Annotated in this window: 14 protein-coding genes and 1 rRNA gene; 5 read left to right on the forward strand and 10 right to left on the reverse strand. The window is 70.2% G+C overall.

Annotation, left to right across the window (positions count from 1 at the left end; all coding sequences use genetic code 11):
* Window positions 1-2 precede the first annotated feature (2 nt).
* Window positions 3-119, forward strand: a 5S ribosomal RNA gene (rrf, locus tag LC452_RS21195).
* 83 nt (window positions 120-202) lie between these two features.
* Here rrf and LC452_RS21200 read toward each other — a convergent pair.
* The 5 genes from LC452_RS21200 to LC452_RS21220 all read right to left on the reverse strand — a co-directional run bounded on the left by LC452_RS21200 (window position 203) and on the right by LC452_RS21220 (window position 4,462).
* A complete protein-coding gene (locus tag LC452_RS21200) occupies window positions 203-1,132 on the reverse strand; it encodes a sensor histidine kinase KdpD (protein WP_223628862.1) in 930 nt (309 codons plus the stop codon).
* A complete protein-coding gene (locus LC452_RS21205) occupies window positions 1,129-1,848 on the reverse strand; it encodes a response regulator transcription factor (protein ID WP_223628864.1) in 720 nt (239 codons plus the stop codon). The genes LC452_RS21200 and LC452_RS21205 overlap by 4 nt, the downstream gene beginning before the upstream one ends.
* A 5-nt stretch (window positions 1,849-1,853) precedes the next feature.
* Window positions 1,854-2,384 (reverse strand): DUF3060 domain-containing protein, encoded by a 531-nt coding sequence (locus tag LC452_RS21210; RefSeq protein WP_223628866.1) that lies wholly within the window; start codon window positions 2,382-2,384, stop codon window positions 1,854-1,856.
* Between the two features lie 18 nt (window positions 2,385-2,402).
* Window positions 2,403-3,611 (reverse strand): OmpA family protein, encoded by a 1,209-nt coding sequence (locus tag LC452_RS21215; RefSeq protein WP_223628867.1) that lies wholly within the window; start codon window positions 3,609-3,611, stop codon window positions 2,403-2,405.
* A 68-nt stretch (window positions 3,612-3,679) separates the two neighbouring features.
* Entirely contained in the window at window positions 3,680-4,462 is a 783-nt protein-coding gene (locus LC452_RS21220) for an IclR family transcriptional regulator (RefSeq protein ID WP_223628868.1), read from the reverse strand.
* Between the two features lie 58 nt (window positions 4,463-4,520).
* On the opposite strand from LC452_RS21220, the gene hutH reads away from it, so the two are divergent.
* The 3 genes from hutH to hutI are packed head-to-tail and all read left to right on the forward strand — an operon-like array spanning window position 4,521 to window position 8,898.
* On the forward strand, window positions 4,521-6,062 hold the full coding sequence (gene hutH, locus LC452_RS21225) for a histidine ammonia-lyase (RefSeq protein WP_223628869.1): 1,542 nt from the start codon (window positions 4,521-4,523) through the stop codon (window positions 6,060-6,062).
* Complete coding sequence (gene hutU, locus LC452_RS21230) at window positions 6,055-7,719, forward strand: urocanate hydratase (protein ID WP_223628871.1); 1,665 nt, start codon at window positions 6,055-6,057, stop codon at window positions 7,717-7,719. The genes hutH and hutU overlap by 8 nt, the downstream gene beginning before the upstream one ends.
* Before the next feature lie 12 nt (window positions 7,720-7,731).
* Window positions 7,732-8,898: an imidazolonepropionase gene (gene hutI / locus LC452_RS21235; RefSeq protein WP_223628872.1), complete on the forward strand. Its 1,167-nt coding sequence runs from the start codon at window positions 7,732-7,734 to the stop codon at window positions 8,896-8,898.
* A 13-nt stretch (window positions 8,899-8,911) separates the two neighbouring features.
* On the opposite strand, the gene LC452_RS21240 is transcribed toward hutI, so the two are convergent.
* Genes LC452_RS21240 through LC452_RS21255 form a run of 4 tightly spaced genes read right to left on the reverse strand, consistent with a single transcriptional unit; the run spans window position 8,912 to window position 13,963 of the window.
* On the reverse strand, window positions 8,912-10,777 hold the full coding sequence (locus tag LC452_RS21240) for a glycogen debranching N-terminal domain-containing protein (protein ID WP_223628873.1): 1,866 nt from the start codon (window positions 10,775-10,777) through the stop codon (window positions 8,912-8,914).
* Complete coding sequence (locus tag LC452_RS21245; protein ID WP_223628874.1) at window positions 10,774-11,613, reverse strand: carbohydrate ABC transporter permease; 840 nt, start codon at window positions 11,611-11,613, stop codon at window positions 10,774-10,776. Before LC452_RS21245 ends, LC452_RS21240 begins: the two co-directional genes overlap by 4 nt.
* The gene (locus LC452_RS21250) at window positions 11,610-12,707 is read right to left on the reverse strand and encodes a carbohydrate ABC transporter permease (RefSeq protein WP_223628876.1); all 1,098 of its coding nucleotides are present in this window, start codon (window positions 12,705-12,707) and stop codon (window positions 11,610-11,612) included. The genes LC452_RS21245 and LC452_RS21250 overlap by 4 nt, the downstream gene beginning before the upstream one ends.
* Window positions 12,708-12,709: 2 nt before the next feature.
* Window positions 12,710-13,963, reverse strand: a complete 1,254-nt coding sequence (locus tag LC452_RS21255) for an extracellular solute-binding protein (protein WP_223628877.1) — start codon at window positions 13,961-13,963, stop codon at window positions 12,710-12,712.
* A 141-nt stretch (window positions 13,964-14,104) separates the two neighbouring features.
* On the opposite strand from LC452_RS21255, the gene LC452_RS21260 reads away from it, so the two are divergent.
* Entirely contained in the window at window positions 14,105-15,109 is a 1,005-nt protein-coding gene (locus tag LC452_RS21260) for a LacI family DNA-binding transcriptional regulator (protein WP_223628878.1), read from the forward strand.
* Here the strand turns inward: LC452_RS21260 and LC452_RS21265 are convergent.
* Window positions 15,084-16,025 carry an agmatinase family protein gene (locus tag LC452_RS21265; RefSeq protein WP_223628880.1) on the reverse strand — a complete coding sequence of 314 codons (942 nt, stop codon included), beginning with the start codon at window positions 16,023-16,025 and terminating at the stop codon, window positions 15,084-15,086. The two genes, LC452_RS21260 and LC452_RS21265, sit on opposite strands and share 26 nt — an antisense overlap.
* Between the last annotated feature and the right edge of the window lies 1 nt (window position 16,026).

Consider the following 16,026-nt stretch of genomic DNA (forward strand, 5'->3'; position numbering starts at 1 on the left):
GTTTCGGCGGCCATAGCGTGAGGGAAACGCCCGGTTACATTCCGAACCCGGAAGCTAAGCCTCACAGCGCCGATGGTACTGCAGGGGGGACCCTGTGGGAGAGTAGGACACCGCCGGACTTCTTTTAGACAAGAAAGCCACCCAATGCTGGGTGGCTTTCTTGCGTTAACAGCCGATATCGCCGCGCGAGGCAGCGAGTGCGTCAGCGCCGGATGGGCAGCCGGAGCGTCACGAGCGTGCCGGACCCCTCGACGGAGCGGATTGACACGTCACCGCCGTGCTGACGCATCACCGTCGCGACGAGCGTCAACCCGATCCCCGACCCGGCGACGTCTCGGGCGTTCTGTGCTCGCGCCAGCTCATCGAAGACCTGAGACACCTCGTTCGCCGGAATACCTCGGCCGGCATCCGCGACATCGATCACCGCCCACCCGTCCTGTTCGCGCAGGCGCACCTCGATGGGGCCTGCACTAGAGTACTTCGCGGCGTTCCCGAGCACGTTGTCGATCGCCAGTGACAGCAGATCGACGTCCGCGGTGAGCGGCGGAACGGCCCACGGCACTCGCGTGACAGAGAACTCGAGCCGCGCCCCTGCAGCGGGGTCCTGTTGGCGCAGCGCCGTGATGGCTTCGGCGATCAGGTGCTCGACGTCGACGAGCTCGAGCTCGAGCGGCCGGGTCTCCAGATCGGCGAGCTTCCGAAGGTCGCGCACGAGCGTGCTGAGCTTCGTCGCCTGCGCGTCGACGGTGCGCCAGGCCGGACTCTGCCCACTGTCCGGCGCGGCGACCGCCGTGGCGCGGATGGCCGTGAGCGGGTTCTTCAGCTCATGGTCGAGCCTGGCCAGGAAGCGCTGGTGGCGGGTCCGTTCCTGCAGCGCGGCAGCTTTCCCTGCCGCCTCCACGGCCGCCGCTTCACGCCGACGCGATCGCGCGCCGGCCGCTCGCCACAGCAGCAGCGCACCGGGGATGGCCGAGACCAGGGCGCCCGCGATCAGCACCGCGCCGGGGAGCGCCAGTTCCATCGCGAGCACGCGGTGGTCGCCGGCGATCACCATCCCGCCCGCGGCCAGGGCGCACAGTCCGACCGGCGCGGCGGCCAGCACGCCGAGTGCGACGCTCCGCCGATCGCTCACCCCGCCACCACCGGTGCGAGGAAGCGGTACCCGAGGCTCTGGACCGTCTCGATGAACTGCACCTCGGCGACGTTGTCGCCCAGGACGCGACGCAACTCCGCGATGCGATGATCCACGGCGCGACTCGACGAGGCGAAGTCGAATCCCCACAGCGCGGACAGCAGTCGGTCCCGCGAGTGGACCTCTTCCGGATGAAGCATCAGATACTCCAGCAGCATCAGGGCCTTCGGCGTCACCGTCAGCTCATTCTCGCCGCGCCACACGCGGCGTGCGGTGCGATCGAGCGTCAGATCGAGCGAACGGAGCCGTTCGGCAGCCCGGAGCGGCACGGCCCCCCTCGCTGTGCGCCGGAGCACGGCCCGGATGCGGGAGATGAGCTCGTGCGGATCGAACGGCTTGTTCAGATAGTCGTCGGCACCCTCATCGAGCGCGGCGCTGCGCTCCCATGATTCGCCGACCTGGGTGAGCAGGATGATGGGAAGCCAGAGCTGGCGCGCCCGAACGCGTCGCACGAACTCGCGGCCGTCGACGTGCGGCATCAGGACGTCGCAGACCACGAGATCGGGCACCTCTCGCTCCACCTCGCCGAGGCCCGCGCGGCCGTCCGCAGCCACGCGGACGTCGAAGCCGCTGCGACCGAGGAAGGCCGCCAGCGCGACGGTGATCGCCTCGTCGTCGTCGACGATGAGGATCTTCGGCCGCTCGCCGGCATCCATCCGCGTCAGCCTCGCCTCAGGACGTTGGCCGTGCCGGTATCCGTGACCTGTGGGGTCTCGCCGGTCCAGTAGATCTCGTTCGCGCTTCCGCTCACTCGCACCTCGCCGAGCGTGCCCGCGTAGATGACCGTCCCGGATCCGCTCAGCAGGATCGTCGTGACGTCGTCGACGATCACGGCACCGGCGTCGAGGTCGATCCGCACCTCCGCGCACGCTCCCTCGATGCGGATGATCGAGCCGTCCTGCTGGAGCGGACCGGTCGGGCACGGCATCGTCGTCGTCACGGAGTCCAGCAGACGCTGGCGGTGCTCGGCATGTTCGGCATCCAGCCCGTCGTGTTCCGTCGCCTCGGGCGTCTTCGTGGGCGGCCGCTCGGCGGCAGGTGTCTCGGCGGCGGGTGTCTCGGTGTCGGTCGAGCCGCTCGTCGCGCCGGGACTCTCTGCGGCGGGATCGATGATCCGCACGGTGCATCCGCTGAGGAGGACGGCGAGGATGATCGCCGCGGCCGCAGTGGCGGATGGACGGGGAGTGCGCATGTGTCTCATCCTCTCGTGTCAGAGAGCGGCCGGGATGAAGATCTCGACGCGGCGGTTGAGCTGTCGGCCGGCCGGGTTGTCGGCGCCGTCGATCTCGTTCGCCGCCACGGGACGGCTCTCACCATATCCTTCGGCGGAGAGGTCGGTGCGGACCCCGCGATCCTCCAAGCCCTTCACGACGGCGTCGGCCCGATCCTCCGACAGCGACAGGTTGTACGAGTCGGAGCCGATCGAGTCGGTGTGCCCGGAGACGGACGCCTGGGCGACATCGAGCGATGTGAGCACGTCGGCGACGGCATCGAGTGTCGCTCCGGCATCCGCGCGGATGTCGCTGCGATCGAAGTCGAAGAGAACCCCGTCCTGGAAGGTGAGCGTCGTTCCGCAGGACTCGAGCGGCGCGAGCGTTCGGAGAGGCGGGAACACGCCGAGGACCGGGACGACGGGCAGCGGTTCGGCATCCACCCGTTCACCGTCGACCTGCGCCGTGCCGTCACCGAAGTTCTGAATGGTGATGTCCTCGCTGCGGTAGTTGCCGGATCCGTCGCCGAAGTTCTGGATGCTGACCTCGCCGTTCTCGAAGGTGCCCGACCCGTCGCCGAAGTTCTGGATGGTCGCGGTCTGGTCCGCGTAGTTGCCGGATCCGTCGCCGAAGATCTGCACCGTCTTCGTCGCGTCGGCGTAGTTGCCGGATCCGTCGCCGAAGTTCTGGATCGTCACCACGCCGTCGCTGTAGGTGCCGGACCCGTCGCCGAAGTTCTGGATGGTGACGCCGTTGATCGTCGAGTTGCCCGATCCGTCGCCGAAGTTCTGCACGGTCCCGTCGGGGCCGGTGAAGGATCCGGAGCCATCGCCGTACAGCAGCGCGGTGCCGTTCCCCGAGATGACGGTCCCGGTCGCATCGCAGTGCGCGGGCGATGCCGTGACACCGGGGATGTCGGCCAGTGCGGCGTTCACCTCGATCGCGAACGCCGACGCCGAGGAGTCGAGGAGCGACAGGTCGGGGAGCACGAACAGCGGAATCGGCGGGAACTGTCCCACGTCGTATCCCGGCACCGTGGCCACGTCGGCGACGGGCACTGCCGACGCCGTCGCCGGTGCCTTCGCGGTCTGCTCCGGTGTGACGGCGGACCCGCTCGCACACCCGGTGAGGACGACGGATGCCGCCAGGCCGAGGACGAGGCCGCGGCGGACCTGTCGGGCGCTCAGGGCGGTTCGTGGGATGCTCATGACTCGAGCGTATCCAGCCGTTGTCGCGGGGGTGTCGCAGCGATGTCGCAGCTCTGCGACATGTGCGCTCATCGCTTCAGCCGGGACTCCAGGACCGCCGCCGTGTCGATCACGGCATCCGCCAGGTCGCGCTCCTGGACTCCGTCGCCCGCCCAGGTCACCGCGACCGCGGCGACCGGCCACCCCGCATGGTCCTTCACGACCGATCCGACGGACCGGAGCCCGTCGGCGACCTCGCTGTCTTCCGTGGCGTAGCCGCGCGACCGTACCTCGCGGAGCAGCTCGCGCAGCTCCGACGGGCGGCGAGGCCCGAGACCCGTGCGATCCGGGAACGCCGAGGCGTGGGGGTACAGCGCACGCACCTGCTCACGGGGGAGTGCCGCGAGCATGGCCCGTCCGCTCGCCGTGAGGTGCGCGGGGAGCCGCACGCCGACGTCGGTCACCAGCGCCTGCCGCCGCGGTGCGCGCTCCTCGACGATGTAGAGGACATCGCCGCCGCTCATCACCGCGAGGTGCGCGCTCTCCCCGAGCCGATCGGAGAGGGCGGCGACCAGAGGGCGCCCCAGCCGGGCGAGTGGCTGTTGCCGCGCGTACCCGCCGGCGAGTTCGAACGCCGACGTGCCGAGCCCCCAGCGCTGCTCCTCCCGGAAGTGGAGCACGAACCCGTGCGCCGAGAGTGTCGTCAGCAGGTGATAGACCGTCGACCGAGGGAGCGCGAGCTCACGGGCGATCGCCGACGCCGCGACCGGCGCCGGCCTCCCGGCGAGGTAGCTCAGGATGCGCAGCGTGTTCTCCGCCGCAGGCACCTGCGGTTCGCCGCGCCCTCCGGCCTCCGAGTTGTCTGGGATCACAGACACAGCCTGTCATGATCCGGTGTCGACGGCGACCCCGCGGGTGTGGAATCGGAACATGGTCGATCTCGCTCCCGTTCTCGTCGGTACATCGCCGCTGACTCCCGCCGAGGTGGTCGCCGTCGCACGGCACGGCGCTCCCGTCGTCCTCGACACCGAAGCGCTCACCCGCGTCGCCGCGACCCGACAGGTGATCGACGGGCTCGCCGCCGACCCGCACCCGCACTACGGAGTGTCCACCGGATTCGGGGCCCTGGCGACCACGTTCATCGCTCCGGATCGGCGGCTGCAGCTGCAGGCCAGCCTCATCCGCTCGCATGCCGCCGGGACCGGCGCCGAGGTCGAGGTCGAGGTCACTCGCGGGCTCCAGCTCCTGCGTCTGCAGACCCTGGCGTCCGGCCGCACGGGCGTGCGACCGATCGTCGTCGAGACCTACGCGGCGATGCTCAACAACGGCATCACCCCCGTCGTGCGCGAGTACGGCTCGCTCGGATGCTCCGGCGACCTCGCGCCCCTCGCGCACATCGCCCTCGCCGCCATGGGCGAGGGGGAGGTCCGCGACGCTGAGGCTTCTCTTCTTCCTGCCGCGGAGGCGCTCGCCGCCGCGGGGATCGAGCCTCTCACGCTCGTCGAGAAGGAGGGGCTCGCGCTGATCAACGGCACCGACGGCATGCTCGGGATGCTCGTCCTGGCACTGCACGATCTCGACACCCTGCTCCTCACCGCCGACGTCGCCGCCGCCATGTCGGTCGAGTCGCAGCTGGGCACCGATGCCGTCTTCGCCGCCGACCTGATGGCCCTGCGCCCGCAGACCGGGCAGACCGAGTCCGCGGCGAACCTGCGGGCTTTCCTCGCCTCCTCGCCGATGGTCGCCAGCCACAAGGGGCCGGATGACGGTCGCGTGCAGGACGCGTACTCGCTGCGGTGCTCGCCGCAGGTGCACGGCACCGCGCGCGACACGATGGCCCACGCGGGCATGATCGCCGGACGCGAACTCGCCAGCGTCATCGACAACCCGGTGATCACGATCGACGGCCGCATCGAGTCGAACGGCAACTTCCACGGAGCGCCGGTGGCTGCCGTGCTCGACTTCCTCGCCATCTCGGTCGCCGACGTCGCCTCGGTGTCGGAGCGCCGGACCGACCGGGCACTCGACCCCGCTCGCAGCCACGGCCTGCCGCCCTTCCTGGCGGACGAGGTCGGCGTCGATTCCGGCCTCATGATCGCGCAGTACGCAGCGGCGGGAATCGTGTCCGAGCTCAAGCGCCTCGCCGTGCCGGCATCCGTCGACTCGATCCCGTCCTCCGCGATGCAGGAAGACCACGTCTCGATGGGCTGGGCGGCGGCACGCAAGCTCCGCCGTGCGATCGACGGACTCGGTCGCGTGCTGGCGATCGAGATCCTCACCGCAGCCCGCGCGCTCGATCTGCGCGCCCCGCTGCAGGCGGGACCCGCCACCGGCGCCGTGCGCGACCTCGTGCGCACCGTCGTCGCCGGCCCCGGACCCGATCGGTTCCTCTCGCCCGAGATGGAAGCCGTCACCGCACTCGTCCAGTCGGGCGACGTCGCCCGCATCGCGAAGGAGCACATTCATGGCTGACAACACCGCATCAGGACCCCGCGTCGTCCGCGCCGCTCGAGGCGACCAGCGCACCGCGAAGAGCTGGGGCGCGGAAGCGGCCAAGCGGATGCTGATGAACAATCTCGATCCCGAGGTCGCCGAGCACCCCGAGGATCTCGTCGTCTACGGCGGCACGGGAAAGGCCGCCCGGAGCTGGGAGGCGTACGACGCGATCGTGCGCACCCTCGACGAGCTCGAGCCCGACGAGACGCTGCTCGTGCAGTCCGGCAAGCCCGTCGGCGTCTTCCGCACCCACGAGTGGGCGCCGCGAGTGCTCATCGCCAACTCGAACCTCGTCGGGGACTGGGCGACGTGGCCGGAGTTCCGCAAGCTCGAGGAGCTCGGGCTGATCATGTACGGCCAGATGACCGCCGGATCCTGGATCTACATCGGCACTCAGGGGATCCTCCAGGGGACGTACGAGACCTTCGCCGCCGTCGCCCGCTCGCTCGGACGGGACTCGCTGCGGGGCACCCTCACGCTCACCGGTGGGGCCGGAGGGATGGGCGGGGCGCAGCCGCTCGCCGTCACCATGAACGACGGGGTGGTCCTCATCGTCGACGTCGACGAGTCACGGCTCGCGCGGCGGGTCGATCACGGCTACCTCGACGAGTACACGACCGACCTCGACGCGGCTGTCGCGCGTGTGCTCGCGGCGAAGGATGCCGGTGAGGCCCTCTCGGTCGGCGTGGTCGGCAACGCGGCGGAGGTCTTCCCCGAGCTGCTGCGCCGTGGTGTGCCGATCGACATCGTCACCGATCAGACCAGCGCGCACGATCCGCTGGCGTACCTGCCGCTCGGCATCGCCGTCGCCGACTGGAAGGCCGAAGCCGAGCGCGACCCGGAGGACTTCACCCGCCGCTCCCGCGAATCCATGGCCGCGCACGTCGCTGCGATGGTGGCCTTCCAGGATGCCGGTGCTGCGGTCTTCGATTACGGCAACTCCATCCGTCGTGAGGCCGAGCTGGGCGGCTTCGAGCGGGCCTTCGAGTTCCCCGGCTTCGTGCCCGCGTACATCCGCCCGCAGTTCGAGGAAGGGCGCGGACCGTTCCGCTGGGCCGCGCTCTCCGGCGACCCCGAGGACATCTACAAGACCGACCGGGCGATCGCCGAGCTGTTCCCCGAGGATGCCGCCCTGCACCGCTGGCTGGAGAAGGCGGCGGAGAAGGTGCACTTCGAGGGCCTGCCCGCGCGCATCTGCTGGCTCGGCTACAAGGAGCGCCACCTCGCCGGCCTGAAGTTCAACGAGATGGTGGCATCCGGCGAGCTGTCCGCCCCGATCGTGATCGGTCGTGACCACCTCGACTCCGGTTCCGTGGCGTCGCCGTATCGCGAGACCGAGGCCATGAAGGACGGCTCCGACGCGATCGCGGACTGGCCCCTGCTGAACGCGCTGCTGAACACGTCGTCCGGTGCCTCCTGGGTGTCGCTGCACCACGGCGGCGGCGTCGGCATCGGCCGCTCCATCCACGCGGGGCAGGTCTCCGTCGCCGACGGCAGCGATCTCGCGGCCGAGAAGCTGGAGCGGGTGCTCACGAACGACCCCGGCACCGGCGTGATGCGTCACGTGGATGCCGGCTACGAACACGCCCGTGACGTGGCCCGTGATCGCGGTCTCAAGATCCCGATGCTCTGAGACACTGCTGCCATGACGACGCTCCTCACGAACATCGCCGAGCTGACGACCAACGATCCGTCGCACACCGGCGACCCGACGGGCACCCTGCTCGACGCGGCAGTGCTGATCGACGACGGACGCGTCGCGTGGGTCGGACCGGCCGGTGAAGCCCCGGACGCCGACGAGGTCATCGACGCGGGTCGACGAGCGGTGATCCCGGGCTTCGTCGACAGCCACAGCCACCTCGTGTTCGGTGGCGACCGCGCCCCGGAGTTCGAGGCGCGGATGGCGGGGCAGAAGTATGCCGCGGGCGGCATCCGCTCGACTGTCGCCGCCACTCGCGCGGCGAGCGACGACGACCTGCGGGCCCGGTTGCGCGGATTCCTCGACGAGATGGTCGCGCAGGGCACCACGACCGTCGAGATCAAGAGCGGGTACGGCCTGAGCGTCGCCGACGAGGAGCGACTGGTGCGCCTGGCTTCCGAGGTGACACCCGAGGTGACGTTCCTCGGCGCGCATGTCGTTCCCGCCGAGTACGCCGACCGCGCCGACGACTACGTCGACCTCGTGGTCGGTCCGATGCTCGACGCCTGCGCTCCGCACGCGAGGTGGATCGACGTGTTCTGCGAGACGGGCGCCTTCACGGTGCCGCAGTCGCGCCGAGTGCTCGAAGCCGGCATCGCCCGGGGGCTCGCGCCCCGCTTGCACGCGAGCCAGCTGGGCCCGGGCGACGGCGTGGGCCTGGCAGTCGAGCTCGGAGCGGCATCCGTCGACCACGGCACGTACCTGACCGACGACGACGTCACGGCGCTCGCCGCATCCGACACCGTGCTCACGCTGCTGCCCGGCGTGGAGTTCTCGACCCGGCAGCCCTACCCGGACGCGCGTCGGCTGATCGACGCCGGCGTGACGGTCGCACTCGCCTGCGACACGAACCCGGGATCGAGCTTCACCTCGTCGATGCCGTTCTGCATCGCGATCGCCGTGCGTGACATGGGGATGACGCCGGCCGAGGCGGTCTGGGCGGCGACGGCCGGCGGGGCCGCGGCGCTCCGCCGCGACGATGTCGGGATCATCGCACCGGGCGCCCGTGCCGATCTCGTGCTGCTCGATGCGCCCACCCGCATCCACCTCGCCTACCGCCCGGGGGTGCCGCTCGTCCGCAGCGTCTGGAAGGACGGCGTTCTCGTCGTCTGAGCGTCGCGGGGCGTCATGCCAGAGCCTGCGCGCAGACGACGGCGGCGGCGGCCGACCAGGCCTGCGGGCGGCACGCGGCGGGGTAGGGGACCGGCCGTCCGCCGGGAATGCGCGCGTCACCCGCGTGGAGCTCGGGCACCCGGTAGTCGAAACCCTCTGCGACATCGAGCAGCTGTCGTGCGATCGCCCTGGCGTCGTCGTCGAGCCCCGAACGGAGCATGCCGTGCACGGCGATCGCGGTGTCGTGGGTCCAGACGCTTCCGCCGTGGTAGCTGAGCGGCCAGTAGCCGGCGGCTCCCGTCGACATCGTGCGGATGCCGTATCCGCTCGACATGCTGTCGCCGGCGAGCAGGTCGGCGCAGACGCGCTCCTCCTCGGGGTCGAGGATGCCGGTGCCGAAGAGGTGCCCGATGTTGCTGGTCAGAGTGTCGACGGCGGCGCCGTGCGCGTCGAGGGCGATCGCCGGGTAGCGGCCCTCCGCGGTCGTCACCCAGAAGGCATGCCGGAAGCGAGCGCGCAGGTCGGCCGCCCAGGCGCGCAGCTCCTCGGCCCCGGATTCGCCGAGCCTGTCGAGCAGGTCGGCGCCGCGCACGGCGGCCTCGTAGGCGTAGGCCTGCACCTCGCTCAGGGCGATCGGCCCTTCGGCCAACCGTCCGTCGCGCCACTGGATCGAGTCGCCGGAGTCCTTCCAGCCCTGATTCGCGAGGCCGTGTCCGGATTCGTCGGCGTAGTCGATGAAGCCGCTGCCCGACGCGTCGCCGTGCTCGATCATCCAGTCGAGGGCACCGCGGAGAGCGGGAAGGAAGCCGCGGAGCTCGTCATCGGGCATCCCCGCGTCGTGCGCGTCGGCGAGCAGGCAGACCCAGAGCGGCGTCGCATCGACCGTGCCGTAGTAGAGCGGCGGGAGATGCACGCCCTCGCCCGGAAGGATCAACGCGCCGCTGCGGAGTTCATGGGGGATCTTGCCGGGCGCCTCCGCCGTCGACGCGTCATGCTTCGTGCCCTGCAGTCGCCCGAGCACCCGCAGCGTCGAGGCGGCGATGCCGGGGTCGGCGGCGAGTCCGAGCCGAGCCGCCCAGATCGAGTCCCGGCCGAACAGCGTGAAGAACCAGGGCGCTCCCGCGGCGTAGAACGCGTCATCCGGGTGCTCCGGTGTCGCCAGGCGCAGCGCGGCGAGGTCGGCCGAGGCGCGGGCGAGCCAGCGTGCGGCGCGCGGGTCCGCGGCATCCGGGAGCAGGACAGCGGCGGGCTGCGCGGGCGCGGTCACCACGAGGGTCGTGTCGGCGAGCTCGAGCGACCAGCCGACCGTCTCCGCACCGCGCGCCGCGAGATCGAGCTCCCACCGCAGCGTCAGCCGCTCGTCGTCCGAGCTGACGTCCGCTCCGGGGGCGACCAGTGTGAAGGAGGCGTCGCCGGCTCGGCAGGTGCGTCCGTCCCACGTCCACTCCGCGTCCGCGCTCAGGCCGGCCTTCACCAGCTGCATCGGCGCGAAATCCGGCGTGAGATGCACGGTGATCCCGACGGCCGTCGTGCCGCGGAGATGACTGGACACGCGGATCCGCTCCGTGAACGAGCCCGCCGCGACCTCGCGGTCGCGGTCCAGGCGCACCTTCGGGTCCGCCGACGCGTCGTCCAGGCCGCGCAGCACATCCGTGAAGACCACCCGCTGCGGGCTCGGAGACGACCAGCCGATCGACTCGAGCCTCGTCGCGTCGACGGTCACCTCCAGCGCACGGATCTGACGGACGTCGCCGTGGTAGATGCCGTGGATGGGATCTGCTCCCATCGCGCCGGTGTCGTCCGACCACACCTGGGTCGGCGCCTCGAGCACGATCACGGCAGCGTCCAGCAGCGGCTGGAGAGGTGCGGTGGTGGTCATTCCTTGACGGCTCCTTCGGTGGAATTCATGATGCGGCGCTGGAAGACGAAGAACATCACCGCGACGGGGATCGTCATGATGAGCGCGGCGGCCAGCTTGAGAGGATACTGCGTGCCCTGGCTCAGCTGTCCGCTGGCCAGAGAGGCGACGCCCTTGGTCAGCGTGGTCAGCGCCGGGTCGTTCGTCGACACGATGAAGTGACTGAGCTCGTTCCACGATCCCTGGAACGACAGGATGATGATCGTCACCAGCGCGGGCGTGGCCATCGGCAGCACCACGGACCAGAAGATGCGGAAGGTTCCGGCTCCGTCGATCCGCGCCTGCTCCTCCACCGATTCCGGGATCGACTCGAAGAAGTTCTTCATGATGAAGACGCCGGCGGCGTCGACGAGCAGGGGCAGGATCATCCCCGCGTAGGAGTTGAACATCCCGAGCTGGTTGATCACGAGGAACTTCGGGATGAGCAGCACGACCGTCGGAACCGACATGACCGCGACGAGTGCCGCGAACACGACGCCGCGGCCGCGGAAGCGGAGCCGGGCGAGCGCGTAGCCGGCGAGCGAGTTGAAGAACACCCGGCCGATCGTGACGAACACGGTCACGATCGCGCTGTTGACGAACCAGGAGGGGAAGTCCGAACGGGCGAACAGTCGTTCGTAGGCCGCGAAGCTCCACACCTCGGGGATCAGCGAGATGCCCGAGCTCGCCGCCTCCTCATCGGTCTTGAAGCTCGTGGCGACCTGCACCAGGAACGGGTAGATGTAGATCACCGCGAGGATGATCAGCACCGCGTAAAGCACGATCTGCCACGTGAGCTGCTTGGGGGAGAGTCTCATGATGCCTTCCCCTTCCCGGCGATCTCGTAGGCACGGATGCGGCGGCGCGACACGGGCTTGTCACGGAGCACCCAGCGCTGCAGGAGGGTGAAGACCACGATGATGACGAACAGGATGAAGGCGATCGCCGCACCCTGACCCCACTCCTGGTTCTGGAAGGCGGTCTGGTACGACAGGTACGCGGGGGTGAGGGTGGTCTTGCTCGGCGCACCCCGGGTACCGGTGTAGATCTGATCGAAGACCTGCCAGCATCCGATCAGACCGAGGGTGAGGACGGTGAACAGGGTCGGTCGCAGCTGCGGAAGCGTGATGCGCCAGAACCGCTGCCATCCGTTCGCGCCGTCCATCATCGCGGCCTCGTCGACGTCGCCGCCGAGGTTCTGCAGACCCGCGAGGAAGATGAGCATGAACGTGCCCGAGGTCGTGAACACGGCCATGAAGATGAAGGCGCTCATCGCGACGGAGGGTCCGGCGAGCCAGTCCCACCAGGAGATGCCCAGCGCGCCCGACTGCGTCAGCGCGGCGGGACCGCTGTCGACGCCGAACACCCCGAGGAACAGCTGGAGGACGCCGCGGGGGTCGTTGAACCAGTTCGGGCCGTTGATCCCGAACCACGAGAGCACGTCGTTGACAGCGCCGCTCGCGGAGAAGAGGAACAGCCAGAGCACCGTGATGGCGACCGAACTGGTGACCGAGGGGAAGTAGTACGCGGTGCGGAAGAAGCCGCGGCCGCGCAGCATGGCCCGGTTGACGAGCACTGCGAGGAAGAGCGCCAGCGCCGTCTGCAGGGGGACCACGAGCAGCACGTACCAGGCGTTGTTGCGCAGCGCCGTGCCGAAGTCCTTGGTCGCGAGACCGCCGTCGGCGAGCACGGCCGAGTAGTTCTCGCCGCCGACGAACGACACCGATCCCGACAGCGGGCTGCCGCGACCGGCCCAGTCCGACATGCTGACCCACAGCGCCATGAGCACCGGGACCAGGAGGAAGACGCCGAGGATGGCGATCACCGGGGCGGTGAACAGCCACCCGGCGGCGGCCTCGCCGCGGCGGAGCCCGGAGGCACCCCCGCGACGAGGCGTCGACCGCTGGGCCATGACTACTCGACGATCGCTTCGAGGTTGGTCTGCACCGATCCGAGGATCGTGGCCGGGTCGCCGCTCTTCAGCGTCTCGAGCTGGGCGTTGAAGTCCGCGATCACGTCGGTCGCGCCGTCCTGGTTCGGCGGGAACTGGGCGTACTCGGCGCCGGCGAGGAACGGAGCGAGATCCGGGTTGTCCGCGGTCCACGCCTCCGATGCGGACTGGATCGACGGCATGGGTCCGAACGCCGTCGAGAACGCGAGCTGGCTGTCGGCGCTGGTCAGGTACTCGACGAGGTCGAGTGCGGCCTGCTGGTTGGGGCTGTCGGCGGCCATTCCCCAGCAGTTCGTGAACTGCAGGGTGCCCTTGCCGCCGGGGCCTTCGGGGAGCTCCGCGACCGTGTAGCCGACCGAGCTGTAGTCGTTCGACATCGCACCGGTGATCCAGTTGCCCTCGATCACCATCGCGGCCGCGCCCTTGCCGAGGGCCTCGCCGCCCCATCCGGCGCCCACATCCTTCGCGAAGGCGAAGGTGCCGTCCTCGAGGTGCGACTTCACGTACGCGAGCGCTTCCACGTTCGCGTCGTCGTCGGCGACCGCGGTGCCGTCGGAGACCAGGCCTCCGCCGGCTTCCGCCATGAACGTGCCGATGCGCTGGTACTCCGCGCCGAAGGCGAGGCCGACGTGGTCTGCGGTCGTCAGCGTCTGGGCGACGGCGGCGAGGTCGTCCCACGTCTTCGGGATGTCGGCGTCGGTCAGGCCGGCATCCGTCCACATCTGCGTGTTGATCACGAGCGCGAGCGTCGAGAAGTCCTTCGGGGCGCAGTAGAACGTGTCGTCGATCGTGAAGTTCTCGACGAGGGAGGGGTAGAAGTCGTCCTTGTTCGACAGCTGGTCGCCGTAGGCCTGGAGAGAGCCGTTGGAGGCGAACCCGGCGATCTGGTCCGTGGACAGGTAGAACAGGTCGGCCGGCTCGCCCGCAGCGAATCCCTGCGAGAGCTCCTGCCCGAGGTCGCTCGCGACCTGGAGGGAGACGTCGGTGCCGGATTCCTCGGACCACGCGTCCACCGCGGCCTGCACCGCCTCGGTCTCAGCATCACCGGATGAGCCGATGAGGACGGTGAGCCCGTCATCGGAGGACGTGAGGCCTTCCGAATCGGTCGCTGCGTCGTCATCGCCGGAGAATCCGGAGCCGCAGCCTGCGAGGACGAGCGTGCTGGCCAGCAGCACGGCCCCCGTGCCGAGGACTGCCCGAGTGGTGTGCCGTGTCATGGTCTCTCTCCTTTGATGAGTCATTGAGTCCGACGAGTCGTCGAGGCGTAATTTGAACGATCAAACTCTGCGTGGAATAGGCTAAGCGGGAGGTGCGGGACTGTCAAGCCCGCCACAGACGAGCGGGTGCGAGGAGGTGCCGTGGCGAAGGCTCCGACCGTCGAGGATGTCGCCGAGCGCGCAGGCGTCTCTCGGCAGACCGTCTCGAACGTGCTCAACACCCCGGACATCGTGCGACCCGCGACCAGGGAGCGCGTGCTCACCGCGATCCGCGAGCTGGGATATCGGCGTCATGCCGCGGCGCGCCAACTGCGTCTGCGCCGCAGCTCGACGATCGGCATCCGTCTGGATCCCTACCTCGGCGGCGTCTCCGGCGTCGTGCTCGATCGCTTCGTGCACGCGATCACCGAGCGCGCGAGCGAGCGCGGGATGCGGATGCTCGTCTACGCGGCCCGCACCCCGGAGGAGGAGATCACCCGTCTCTCGGAGCTCTGGGAGGGATCGGAGATCGACGCGGCCATCCTCACCGGCACGATCCGCGACGACGCGCGCGTGCACAGCCTCGACGAAGCGGGCCTGCCGTTCATCTCGTTCGGGCGGCCGTGGGGAGAGGACGACATCGCCGACCCCCGCCACCTCTGGGTCGACGTGGACGGTGCCGCGGGGACCCGCGCCGCGACCGAGCATGCGCTGACCTTCGGGTCGAACGTCGCCTTCCTCGGCTGGCCGGCCGGGTCGGGAACCGGCGACGACCGGGAGCGGGGCTGGCGAGAGGCGATGGATGCCGCGGGCGTGCACGGCCCACGCCTGATCGCCGAGGAAGGCGTGCCGTTCGCGCGGGCGAGCGTCGACGCCGCGCTCACGGTCGGCGACGCGCCGGACGCCGTCGTGTGCGCCAGCGATTCCCTCGCGGTCGGTGCACTGCTCGCCGTGAACGCCGCCGGACGACGGCTTCCGGTGATCGGCTTCGACAACACCCCGACCGCGGCGGCCCTGGGGTTCTCCAGCGTCGAGCAGCGTCCCGAAGACGTCGCCACGGCGATCCTCGAACTGCTCATGGGGCCGACGGGGGAGATCGTCGCACCGCGCCGGCTGCAGGCCGGGACGGCGCACGCCCTGATCACTCCGGAGCTGGTCGTCCGCTGACGGAGCGGGAGGCGAGACCCGCCAGCAGCTCGAGCACGCACAGTGCCGCGAGGCGGATCGTCCGGTCGTCCTCCGCGTCGGCAGTGGCATCCACCTCGGCGAGGTCCGCGCTCACGACGCGGTTGTCCGAGGCGACGGCCCGCGTCAGGGCGCGCAGCTCCCATGCCTGAAGTCCGCCGGGCACGCTCGCCGGACACCCCGGTGCCACGGAGCGGTCGCACACGTCGACGTCGATGTCGAGATGGACGCGAGGGTCGGCACCCGCACCGGCGATCTCGAGGGCTTCGGCCACCACATCATCGATGCCCCGGCGACGCAGCTCGTCGAGCGTGATGACACGGATGCCCCAGTCCGAGGCGCGCTGGGCGTAGGCGGCGGAGTTCGCGAAGTCGGCGATGCCGATCTGCACGATCCGCGCGGGGTCGATCCGTGACGTGTCGAGCGTCGAGGCAGCAGGCGCGTCTTCCACGAGCCGGCGCACCGGCGTGCCGTTGGAGATGCCGTCGCGCAGGTCGAAGTGCGCGTCGAAGGTGATCAGTCCGGTCGCCTCGGCACCGAGCGCCACCGGGTAGGTGAGGGAGTTGTCGCCGCCGAGGGCCACCACGAGGCCGGCCGCATCGGCGAGTTCGCGGACGCGCGCGATCACCTCCGCCTCGCCGGCATCGCCGTCGGGCTCCTCGACGTCACCGGCATCCGCGAGCCGCAGCAGGGCGTTCAGATCGCGGATCGGGGGGCCCATCAGCGTGGTGCCGTAGCGGGAAAGGGCATCGCGGATCGCCGCGGGCGTCGCGTGTGCTCCGGTCGGAGACAGCGAGGTGCGCCAGGTCGGCACGCCGAGGATCACGGCGTCGGCCGCACCGTCGAAGGCAGGCCAGGCGCCGGCGCGCGGCCAGAGAGGATCGTGCGACAAGGCCATG

Source organism: Microbacterium sp. EST19A (assembly GCF_019969685.1).
Classification (GTDB): Bacteria; Actinomycetota; Actinomycetes; order Actinomycetales; family Microbacteriaceae; genus Microbacterium.